The organism is Vulcanisaeta distributa JCM 11217, assembly GCF_001316005.1.
GTDB lineage: Archaea > Thermoproteota > Thermoprotei > Thermoproteales > Thermocladiaceae > Vulcanisaeta > Vulcanisaeta distributa_B.
The window spans coordinates 17,075-26,697 of the sequence record NZ_BBBJ01000004.1 but is presented as its reverse complement, the minus strand read 5'-3'; the positions used below and the strand labels follow the sequence as shown (position 1 = coordinate 26,697).

The following is a 9,623-nucleotide window of genomic DNA, read 5'->3' as shown; positions in this document are numbered from 1 at the left end:
CGGCTATCTTAATAACATACGTGGTTTTAACGTTTATAACAGCCCTAGGCCATGCATCATTACTAATAATGCCATTGCTCTTAATCACCTACTTAATAACCGAGGCCGGTATTATTAATGATATAGCCATAGCATCATGGGCCTTACTGTTCACGCCTCTATACTGGTTATCGATACCACTTTCAATAGCACCATCTATAAAGGGATATAGCACCAGGTCAGCAATTATTTTCGCACTACTCACATTACTTTATGTAATTGGCATCGCGTATCAAGCATTACGTGGGTGCCAATAACGATCATTCACGCAGCAAATCTAGACCTAATGCATGGAATGGAGTCTCTAATATTTGATGGTCAAGGTAACCTACTTACTATATATAATGAATTAAGTAATGCAGCTCTATACTTCATCTTCGTAGTAATTATGGTAGTACCACCCTTAATAAGCAGGTATTTACCGAGGCTCACCATGATTTGGCCTTTGAGTACAGACACATCACAGATAATAATGAATTTAGTACCGCAATTAGCGACTGTATCCATTCTTTACATACCGTTAATTATCAACGCATGGAATTACTACGTAACCCCATTACTCATCGTTGGTGCGCTCATTACGGGGCTTGGCACCTACGCACTTGACGTTACGCAGGCCAAGCTTAAGACCAGGCTCAGCTAATACGTATAAGGAGTAAGTCGCCAATTGTAATACCAATAATTGATCCATTAATGATCACCGAATATGGTTATTGGGCTAAGAAATTACCTAAGGAGGACCTGGACCTCACGAATACCGTAGTGAATACCCTATCCAAGACTGGCGTTGCCGCATTATATGCCTCATTACCTCAGGATAAGGCCGAGATAATAGCTAAGGTGTTGTTCGGGTTAACCAGGGCTAAGGGATTTATAATTAAGGGCGATATTGATGAGTTGGCAAGTGACGTTAATTGGTTTATTAGAACCCATGAGAAGGCACTACTCGTACTGATTCCCAATGAGATCAATAAGGGCATTTTGTCCAGGTTAATTGATTATAATAAACGCACCAAGTTATACACCCTAATAATAAATGGTAATAATAACGTTATAAGTAGATTGAAGAAGTACGGCATTGAAATTATAAGTTATGGCGTGACGAAAGATATTGAGGGTAAACAGGAAGAGACAAAGTATGTTGAGAAGATACAGCCAATGCAGGGTAATGCGATTGAGGAGATCAATAACGCTAACATCCCCCCCAATAATAACTTAGTCCCAATTAATGAAGTAATTAATCAAGCAGGTACGAATGCATTAACAAGTACGGAAATCGCAACAACCCCTGCTAAGGTGGTTAATGAGGAAGGTGTGGATAAGAATAATGGGGGGGCATTAAATAATTTATCGGAGGGAAGTGCCACGAAGGAGGAAAAGACCTTAGAGGTTCCTAAGCCTTCAATACGTAGGGAGAGAAGAAGTGATACTATGAAGGAGAGACCTAAGGTAAGGAGTAAGGTCGTTAATACCAATGTGATGATTGGGATAGACCCCATCGATTTAATAAGCATGAACACAAGGTCTAAGCTCATTGATTATGTTGACTCATCCATTAGGCTAAGGGACATGATGAGTAACCTAGGGCTTAAGTACATAGTATCAATATTAGTGATAGGCCCATCTAAGTCGGGAAAGACGGCGTTGATAAACTACGTCGCTAAGCACCTCGGTGTGGCGATTATTGATTATAAAGATCCAAGCATTTCCATAATCGATAATGCGGTAATCCATGTACCAACCTTGAAATGGCCATCAATGAAGATTTAAATCACATACTCAAGCTCCTGAGCATTGCCAGGGCTAAGCACCTCGTCGTAATATTTGAGAGCAGTAATCCATGGTCCATAGACCCAGAATTTATTAGGAAAAACGTTGATGCCGTAATACCCATATCACCCATTCATGATGAATACATTGATGAGGTTATTGAGGACAAGCTTAGGGTTAGTGATAAGGATCGTGAGGTGATTAAGGGAATAATTAAGTCATGCCCAGCCATTGAGGCTATTGAGAAGATAAAGCTATACTTATCCTCTAGGGATGGCGCGAGCATAATATGTGAGGACATGTTTAAGAAGTACCAGGACTTTGCCCAATCATTTAGTGTTTAAATAATTGCGATTACTGGTTGCTGCGTAATGAGGATTAGGATTGCAACGAGAGGTAGCAAGTTATCGCTGATACAGACGGAGATTGTAATGAATATGATTAGGAGTGTTGAGCCCAACGTGCAGTTTGACGTAATTATCGTAAGAACAACTGGCGATATTGTCCAGGATAAGCCTCTATACGCCATTGGGGTTAAGGGAATTTTTGAGAAGGAGGTTAACCTGGCGTTGCTGAGGAACGAGGCTGACATAGCCGTGCATAGTCTTAAGGATTTACCTAGTGAGATCAGCCCAGGCCTTGTGGTGGCTGGGTTCTCACCCAGGGATCCTCCATTTGACATCTTGGTTGTTAGGGATGATTACCCAAGCGACTTAATGTCGCTGCCCAGTGGTGCTAGGGTTGGCACATCAAGCGTTAGGCGTAGGGCATTCCTCCTTAATGTCAGGAGGGATATTTCAATAAACGTAATTAGGGGGGGTAACGTTGACACACGAATAAATAAGTTGATTAGAGGGGGGGATTATGACGCCATTGTAATTGCAGAGGCGGGCCTCGTGAGGTTGATGAGTGATGTGAAATCACTCAATATTAAATATACTCGTATACCTCCTGATGTGTTACCGCCAGCGCCTGGGCAAGGCATAATAGCAGTCGTTGCCCGCGAAAAGGACACGGATCTGGTAGATCTCTTAAATAGGGCTAGTGATCCCAGGACTAGGGCTGAGGCGCTGGCGGAAAGGGCGTTTTTAAGAACCGTCGGTGGTGGATGCCACGTACCCGTTGGCGGCATAGCCATTCATGAGGGGGATCGTGTGGAGTTCATTGCGGGTATGGCGGACTTAAATGGGGGGGAGAGGAAAGTCCTTGTTAGGCTAAGTGGTTCGCCATCAAATCCTGAGGAGCTTGGAGTAAATGCTGCACGTGAACTACTTAAGCGATGGAATGAGGAGTAAGGTCTTGAATTCTAATGCATTATTATGAATGTTTATATTAATGTTAATTACCTACTACTATGGCGAGACTTTACTTTGATGGAGATGCCGAGTTGATAAGAGGTAAGGTTATATCGATGATAGGGTTTGGTAATCAGGGAAGTGCGCAGGCATTGAATCTTAGGATGGTGGCTTCAACGTTATAGTAGGCAATATAGAGGATGAGTATGCAAGCAGGGCTAGGGGTCTGGGTTTCACCGTGTATTCGATACCAGAGGCTGTCAAGCGTGGTGATGTTGTGGTTATGGCAATCCCAGACGAGGTTCAGCCGGAGGTTTGGATGAGGGATATTGCACCTAACCTATCGCCAGGTAAAATAGTGGTCTTCCTAAGTGGTTATAATGTGTATTACGGCTTCATAAAGCCGCCTAAGGACATTGATACGGTGATGGTTGCCCCAAGGATGATTGGCGAGGGTGTTAGGGATAATTTCGTGAATGGTAGGGGGGGATTCCCCGTACTAATTGGTGTTGCGAATAATCACAGTGGTAAGGCATGGGACTACGCACTGGCGTACTCAAAGGCCATTGGCGCCATTGGGAGACCTGGAGGTGTGGCTGTTGAGTCTAGCTTTGAGGAGGAGACTATAACGGACCTATTCAGTGAGCATACGTGGGCTGGGGCATTCCTATTCCTGCTGGCTGAGGGTTATAATGTACTTATTGAGAATGGCGTGTCGCCTGAGGCGGCAATGCTTGAGCTTTGGGCCTCAGGTGAATTGATAGCCATTACTAAGGCGATTGTTGAGAAGGGATTATTCGCGCAGTTAAAGGGTCACTCCACCACTAGTCAGTATGGCCACTTAACCTGGGGGGGTCCTAGGTATGTGACTGATGAGGTCAAGAGACTAATGAGAGATGCAATTAAGCAGATTAAGGATGGCACATTCGCCAGGGAGTGGGCCCTGGAGAGAATGCTTGGCTACCCGGTCTTCAATAGACTTTGGGATGAGATTATGAGAAGTAGGGTTTGGCAGGATGAGGATAGGCTCTATAAAGCCTTGGGTAGGCGTAAGTAGGTTGGGTGGCATGCCATTAGGTGATTACGGGTAGTCTGAGGGCCATGGCTATTAAAGACGTGGTTACAGGTATTGCGAGGTTATCCTCCATCCCATAAGCCTCCGCCAATGCGGCGACCACGGTTACTGCCAGGGAACTAATTAATTGATTCGTGAATAGGAATAGAACTATGGCCAGCGATGCCATGCCTACCAACGTGCCCTCCATGGTGGCATTACTGAAGGGGGGGAGCCTAACCCTACCAAGGAGTACACCGCCAATTGCGCTCATAGTATCGTAGACTATTACCGATATTATTCCGTAAATAACGTAATTACCTGTCAACAATTGACTAATCAATACCCCCCCAATGGCACCCATTAAAATACCCAAATAACCACCCCTCCTTTCGTAATCCCTCTCGACACTCTCAAGTAATTCCTTAACGGTCTTCTCAAGCCTCATTAAACCATCATCTAAGGTATCTATTGGTATCGCTGAGCCTATTGGCGACTTAGTTATTTGTTGGAGTATTGATCTCCTAGCGCTTGTTAAAGCATCTAACAGGACTATGGTAATTATGGGTCTCTTAACCTGAATAATGTATATTACGGAGACCCCCCCAGGGTAATTAACGTGAAGTAAAGCGTTGTTGATATGCCATACGCGTTCAGATTAATTATGAATGGTATGATTAGGAATACGGAAAGCACGACGTGAATCAACTTCCTAAGTGCCATCGCCTTTAGCTGCTCTATCCTGCTCAAGGTCAACACCTACAATATAAACTGTTAATGGGCTCTCCCTCTTTAACCTATCTATGAGCCTTCTATCGAGTCAATGGCCGCCTTATTCGCCCTAATCATCAGTGTCGCATCATCTACATAATTACTCTTCCTGATAATTAACTTATTATTATTACCCAGGGTGAGCCTTGACGACCCCCATTCCAATTACGTAGTCAAAATAATCATCAGCGGCAAATATCACTATCACCAATGACCCATCCTTCCTAATGATCTCCTTAAGCTCAGGACTTATATCAGATAGCCCCCCCTTATCAGCCTTAATACCAACTATACAATCACCCCCCCTAGGTGTTAGGTAATCGTCTCTCGTAACCTCAATCGTCGTCCTATGCCTAGCCCTAACGTTAACGTGACCCCCCCCAAGCCCTTACCCTATCAATGACTACTCTGACCACGTAGATTTTATATTAATAAAGCTTAATTATCTTAATTTTAACGGTAATAATGATGGATATTGAGGAGAAATTATCATTGATAACCAGGTACCCAACCGAGGAGGTGCTCACGGTTGATGAGTTAAGGCAGTACCTGGAGACGGGGGGGGCCAAGCTGAAGCATTACATAGGCTTTGAGATAAGCGGTTACATACACATTGGCACAGGCATTGTAAGCCTATCAAAGGTTGTTGACCTGCAGAGGGCTGGTATTGAGGTTTCCATACTACTAGCCGATATTCACTCATGGCTCAATAACAAACTTGGTGGGGGGGACCTCGAATTAATTAGGAGGGTCGCGAATAGGTACTACGTCGAGACATTTAAGAAGGCAATCGAGGTTCTCGGCGGTGATCCTGACAATGTGAGGTTCTACATGGCGAGTGACTTGTATCATAATAATGATGAGTACTGGTACCTAATACTTGACCTAGCCAGGATGACCAACCTAGCCGATATTAGGCATAGCCTGACGATACTCGGTAGGAAAATGGGTGAGTCAATACCCATGTCATGGCTCGTTTACCCGTTGCTTCAGGTGGCTGATGTCTTCGTGATAGGTTCACACATTGCACATGGCGGTATTGACCAAAGGAAGGCCTACGTACTCGCCAGGGAGGTTGCTCTAAAGGTTAGGTTTTACCCATTAATGCTCAATAATGAGAAGGTGAAGCCAATAGCCCTATTCCACAGCCTAATACCTGCCCTAAACATCACGGGCAAGGAATCCAAGGAGGAGTTGAGTGAGATGAAGATGAGTAAGTCATTACCGGACACGGCAATATTCCTGCACGACAGTGCTGAGGCGATTCGCCAGAAGATACTCAAGGCGTATTGCCCACCCAGGGAGATTAAGATGAACCCGGTGATTGAGCTTGCGCATCTATTCTCATTTAGGGATCGTAGAGATAAGCCCTTCGTGATCGAGAGACCCCCCCAGCAATACGGTGGCGGAAGACTGGAGTTCTGGACGTTCGATGAATTAACTAAGGCATATACTGAGGGTAAGATACATCCGCTAGACCTTAAGAATGCAGTTGCTGAAGAGGTTGTTAAGTACCTTGAGCCAATAATTAAGTGGTTCCAGGAGGATCAGGGCGCCAAGTTAATAGAGGAGATGAGCAGTATAATGAAGATAACGAGATAATACTAATCCATCAATTCCCTAATTAATTTACCAATCATGCCTGGGTCAATCAATGATAATTCATCAATTACTGAAAATACAGCCCTAATAAATGACCAAGGCCTCCTCGATGCCGCCCTCAGTATTGCGTCAATATGGTTGTCGTAATCATCAACATCAACGCTAACCTTACTCATCAACTGAATTACCTCACCTAAGCTCTTGCTCATCATCATATGCAGGATATACGAAGCCGAACCCAGCGCCTTTACCTTCCCTCTAACGTATTTCCTAAACAATGTATCATAGATAGATAACGCATCACTTATTGAGAGACCCTCCTTTATAGCGCTACTTATACTCTCAGCAAGTAATCTCGCACTTAGCATACCCATTATGATGCCGCCTCCAGTCATTGGCTTAACGAAACCACCAGCATCACCTATAATTGCGATGTTACCTGCAACCACGTGACTCGGCGAACCACCTATTACTATTTTCCCTCCAAATGGCTTTAATTGCTCAGCCTTTATTATTTTTAGTAACTCCGTAAACTTAACCCATACATTCGCATCATCAGCTAATCCAACCCGGAATTCATGGAAGTCCTTTGGAACTATCCAGGCGAAGTAATGCTCACTAAGTTTCTGTCGAAGATAACCACGATCTCATCATCACTCCTAGGCATTAACTCGCTTACAGTGAATGACTTGGTATCGGTCTGCACACCGTAAACATGCACTGGGCTCCACGGAATAATATTCTTCGTTAGCGCCATGTTGGCTCCCTCAGCAATTATTGCGAGATTGAACGCTTCCTGCCGTGACCTAGTCCTAATTGATTCATTACTTAACTCCGTAACTCTCTCACCAAGCAATAGCGTGGCGCTGCCTAACTCATCAGCTAAGTAATGCTCAAGACCTGGTCTATCAAGCATTGCTATGGCCTTTCTCTTGAAATCAAAGGTTATGCTATTACCGCTCAGGTCTGTTATCCTTACATACCTATAGGTATTTATGATGGGGGGGTGATATACTAAGTGGTTTTAGGGAATCCAGGTTAACAAGCCCTGTGCAGTGGGGCGGTATTCCAAGCATTTTATCTTCTTCGAATATCGTTACGTTCATGACCTTGCTCAACTCACGGGCTAAGTAAAGTCCGCTGGGTCCAGCACCAATGATTACTGCATCGCTCTTGCTCATTCTTAATTGTCTGTGGAGGAATTAACAATTTAATATATGTTTTAGTCCTTATCTCTAAATGACGCTAAGCTACACTAAGGTTATTGCAGATCCAGCGCTTGGTTGGATTAGGCTAACTAGCGAGGAAGCCAGGTTTATTGATTCCTGCAGGTACATACAGAGGCTACGGTATATACACCAGCTTGGCTTAACATTCATGGTTTATCCATCAGCCCACCATAGTAGGTTTGAGCACTCACTTGGTGCTCTTCAAATAGTGACGTTAATGCTCGAAAGAATGCTTAAGTCTAATGAAGTCAGGGGGGGTCTTTACTCGATCTTGGAAAGTCCATGGGTCTCGACACTGAGGATGAAATAATAATGCACATGAGAATAGCGGCATTACTTCATGACCTGGGTCATCTACCCTTCTCGCACGTATTTGAGGGTGTCTTCGGTCAGGGTATTGATCCATTAATTACGAACTGCAGTAGGGGAGTTAATGAGGAGGTTTTGGGTAAGGTCTTTAAGGGTCCCTTTAAGGAGCATGAGTTAATAACGTATTTTATACTTACGAATAATGATGAATTTAAGGGTGTGCTTAAAGAATCAATGCCGAGTATTGATTTACGTGTAATAAAAGCGTTGCTGCACAGTGACATGGTAATTAAGATTTCAGAGTTACTGCCGCAATACATGGACGTAATTGGCTATGATGACGTAGCATTTCTTAAGTCACTTGGTGATGAGTTGAAGTCGCTCAATATTTTGAGGAACCTGATATCTGGGGACCTTGACGCTGATAGGGTGGAGTACGTGCTTAGGGATTCCTACCTAACGGGGGGCCAGCATTGGTTCCGTAATTAGCATTGGCGATATTGAGAGGATACTTGATAATATGAAGATTGTGAGGGGGCAATAGAGATTACGTGCTAGCATTTGATGAGAAGGCGAGGGCTAACCTGGAGGGATTCATAATCGCGCGCTTTAACATATACAAGCTCGTCTATCTGCATCATAAGGTCGTACTATTTAATACGTTAGCTAGGAACTTAATGAATGAATTGTTGAGGCATTATGATGAGCTTAATGATGATATTAAGGATTACCTGTGTCTATTATATCGCTTTTCAATTGGTTATTTAAAGGGCTACGACGTCATGTATATAATAGATGATTATTTACTATCAGTACTATTAAGGAATAGGCGTTATCTCATAGATAGGATACGCGGTATTTCCAAGTTCCTGGATCCCTTAATAACGAGGAGTACGACATTTAAGGCATTGTGGAAGAGGGACTTCGAATTCATAAATCTCGTTAATAAGCAGGGAGTTGAACTCACGCTGATAAATGACGTATTTCCATACTTACTCAGTAAGGGTGAGTCTAAGGATGAGGTTTTACGAGCATTCTATAACGAGTTGAAGAAGGAGCTCAGTGGGTCATCGATTACCTGCTTACGCAACCTAACTAATAATTACTCCATTGAGTCATCAGTAATAATAGGGTTCAGGACATTTGAACCTGAGACGAGACTCAATATAATTCATGGAGATTCCCTAGTTAGTATTAATGAATTATCACCACTCGCCATGTCCGTGTCAGATGCTTGGAAAAGGTCTCCGCACGTGTTTGCATTCGTGGATATTGAAGAGTTGAGCAATGCCTGTCCAGGCATTGACATTAATACTGCCCTGGATCACCTCAAGAGTTTAGTTGTGAAGGCTATGTATAATGCATTAAGAGGTTTCGGTGACATTATTAGTAAGTATTTCAATGGTTCTTAAGTAATGAAGTCCTTCATTACTTAATGTTACTCTACCATTACTGATGTTTATTACGTCAAGTAAATGAATGATATCGCCAGGACTAATTGAGTACCCCATACTATTCAGATGCTGCGTTATTTTTGAGATGAGACTGGGAAAT

At 43.4% G+C, this 9,623-nt stretch carries 15 protein-coding genes and 2 pseudogenes; 11 read left to right on the top strand and 6 right to left on the bottom strand.

Annotated elements, in window-relative coordinates; all coding sequences use genetic code 11:
• The first annotated feature begins 20 nt into the window (after positions 1–20).
• The 7 genes and pseudogenes from JCM11217_RS14010 (at position 21) to JCM11217_RS14000 (ending at position 4,161) form a co-directional block, all read left to right on the top strand.
• Positions 21–296, top strand: a complete 276-nt coding sequence (locus JCM11217_RS14010; protein ID WP_243678407.1) for a hypothetical protein — start codon at positions 21–23, stop codon at positions 294–296.
• The gene (locus tag JCM11217_RS04955) at positions 287–682 is read left to right on the top strand and encodes a hypothetical protein (RefSeq protein WP_054842259.1); all 396 of its coding nucleotides are present in this window, start codon (positions 287–289) and stop codon (positions 680–682) included. The genes JCM11217_RS14010 and JCM11217_RS04955 overlap by 10 nt, the downstream gene beginning before the upstream one ends.
• Before the next feature lie 50 nt (positions 683–732).
• Positions 733–1,809 carry a hypothetical protein gene (locus tag JCM11217_RS04950; protein ID WP_054842258.1) on the top strand — a complete coding sequence of 359 codons (1,077 nt, stop codon included), beginning with the start codon at positions 733–735 and terminating at the stop codon, positions 1,807–1,809.
• Entirely contained in the window at positions 1,788–2,153 is a 366-nt protein-coding gene (locus tag JCM11217_RS04945) for a hypothetical protein (RefSeq protein WP_054842257.1), read from the top strand. The genes JCM11217_RS04950 and JCM11217_RS04945 overlap by 22 nt, the downstream gene beginning before the upstream one ends.
• A gap of 27 nt (positions 2,154–2,180) precedes the next feature.
• On the top strand, positions 2,181–3,104 hold the full coding sequence (hemC, locus tag JCM11217_RS04940; RefSeq protein ID WP_054842256.1) for a hydroxymethylbilane synthase: 924 nt from the start codon (positions 2,181–2,183) through the stop codon (positions 3,102–3,104).
• A 116-nt stretch (positions 3,105–3,220) separates the two neighbouring features.
• Positions 3,221–3,618: pseudogene (locus tag JCM11217_RS14005) on the top strand (NAD(P)-binding domain-containing protein); the annotation flags it as partial.
• 78 nt (positions 3,619–3,696) lie between these two features.
• Positions 3,697–4,161, top strand: coding sequence for a hypothetical protein (locus JCM11217_RS14000; RefSeq protein WP_243678515.1), 465 nt, complete (start codon positions 3,697–3,699; stop codon positions 4,159–4,161).
• Between the two features lie 16 nt (positions 4,162–4,177).
• Here JCM11217_RS14000 and JCM11217_RS13995 read toward each other — a convergent pair whose 3' ends face one another.
• The 3 genes and pseudogenes from JCM11217_RS13995 to JCM11217_RS04925 form a co-directional block, all read right to left on the bottom strand.
• Positions 4,178–4,606, bottom strand: coding sequence for a hypothetical protein (locus tag JCM11217_RS13995; protein ID WP_243678406.1), 429 nt, complete (start codon positions 4,604–4,606; stop codon positions 4,178–4,180).
• 143 nt (positions 4,607–4,749) lie between these two features.
• Complete coding sequence (locus JCM11217_RS13990) at positions 4,750–4,908, bottom strand: hypothetical protein (RefSeq protein WP_243678405.1); 159 nt, start codon at positions 4,906–4,908, stop codon at positions 4,750–4,752.
• 51 nt (positions 4,909–4,959) lie between these two features.
• A pseudogene (locus JCM11217_RS04925) lies at positions 4,960–5,269 on the bottom strand (DUF371 domain-containing protein).
• Positions 5,270–5,397: 128 nt separating this feature from the next.
• On the opposite strand from JCM11217_RS04925, the gene JCM11217_RS04920 reads away from it, so the two are divergent.
• Complete coding sequence (locus tag JCM11217_RS04920; RefSeq protein WP_054842356.1) at positions 5,398–6,531, top strand: tyrosine--tRNA ligase; 1,134 nt, start codon at positions 5,398–5,400, stop codon at positions 6,529–6,531.
• Between the two features lie 2 nt (positions 6,532–6,533).
• Here JCM11217_RS04920 and JCM11217_RS13985 read toward each other — a convergent pair whose 3' ends face one another.
• The 3 genes from JCM11217_RS13985 to JCM11217_RS13975 form a co-directional block, all read right to left on the bottom strand.
• Positions 6,534–6,980 (bottom strand): hypothetical protein, encoded by a 447-nt coding sequence (locus JCM11217_RS13985; protein WP_243678404.1) that lies wholly within the window; start codon positions 6,978–6,980, stop codon positions 6,534–6,536.
• Between the two features lie 146 nt (positions 6,981–7,126).
• Positions 7,127–7,447 carry a hypothetical protein gene (locus JCM11217_RS13980; RefSeq protein ID WP_243678403.1) on the bottom strand — a complete coding sequence of 107 codons (321 nt, stop codon included), beginning with the start codon at positions 7,445–7,447 and terminating at the stop codon, positions 7,127–7,129.
• A gap of 67 nt (positions 7,448–7,514) precedes the next feature.
• Positions 7,515–7,712: an NAD(P)-binding protein gene (locus tag JCM11217_RS13975; protein WP_243678402.1), complete on the bottom strand. Its 198-nt coding sequence runs from the start codon at positions 7,710–7,712 to the stop codon at positions 7,515–7,517.
• 58 nt (positions 7,713–7,770) lie between these two features.
• On the opposite strand from JCM11217_RS13975, the gene JCM11217_RS13970 reads away from it, so the two are divergent.
• From JCM11217_RS13970 to JCM11217_RS13960, 3 genes are all read left to right on the top strand, one after another.
• Entirely contained in the window at positions 7,771–8,070 is a 300-nt protein-coding gene (locus JCM11217_RS13970) for a hypothetical protein (protein WP_243678401.1), read from the top strand.
• Positions 8,043–8,558, top strand: coding sequence for an HD domain-containing protein (locus JCM11217_RS13965; protein ID WP_243678400.1), 516 nt, complete (start codon positions 8,043–8,045; stop codon positions 8,556–8,558). Before JCM11217_RS13970 ends, JCM11217_RS13965 begins: the two co-directional genes overlap by 28 nt.
• 62 nt (positions 8,559–8,620) lie before the next feature.
• Positions 8,621–9,481: a hypothetical protein gene (locus JCM11217_RS13960; protein ID WP_243678399.1), complete on the top strand. Its 861-nt coding sequence runs from the start codon at positions 8,621–8,623 to the stop codon at positions 9,479–9,481.
• The last annotated feature ends 142 nt before the right edge of the window (positions 9,482–9,623 follow it).

Bases quoted from the DNA above. Each gene is read 5' to 3' on its own strand.
- JCM11217_RS04950 (WP_054842258.1), top strand. From the start codon at position 733: ATGATCACCGAATATGGTTATTGGGCTAAGAAATTACCTAAGGAGGAC.
- JCM11217_RS04945 (WP_054842257.1), top strand. From the start codon at position 1,788: ATGGCCATCAATGAAGATTTAAATCACATACTCAAGCTCCTGAGCATT.
- hemC (WP_054842256.1), top strand. From the start codon at position 2,181: ATGAGGATTAGGATTGCAACGAGAGGTAGCAAGTTATCGCTGATACAG.
- JCM11217_RS13995 (WP_243678406.1), bottom strand. From the start codon at position 4,606: ATGAGGCTTGAGAAGACCGTTAAGGAATTACTTGAGAGTGTCGAGAGG.
- JCM11217_RS04920 (WP_054842356.1), top strand. From the start codon at position 5,398: ATGGATATTGAGGAGAAATTATCATTGATAACCAGGTACCCAACCGAG.
- JCM11217_RS13980 (WP_243678403.1), bottom strand. From the start codon at position 7,447: ATGCTTGATAGACCAGGTCTTGAGCATTACTTAGCTGATGAGTTAGGC.
- JCM11217_RS13975 (WP_243678402.1), bottom strand. From the start codon at position 7,712: ATGAGCAAGAGCGATGCAGTAATCATTGGTGCTGGACCCAGCGGACTT.
- JCM11217_RS13970 (WP_243678401.1), top strand. From the start codon at position 7,771: ATGACGCTAAGCTACACTAAGGTTATTGCAGATCCAGCGCTTGGTTGG.
- JCM11217_RS13965 (WP_243678400.1), top strand. From the start codon at position 8,043: ATGGGTCTCGACACTGAGGATGAAATAATAATGCACATGAGAATAGCG.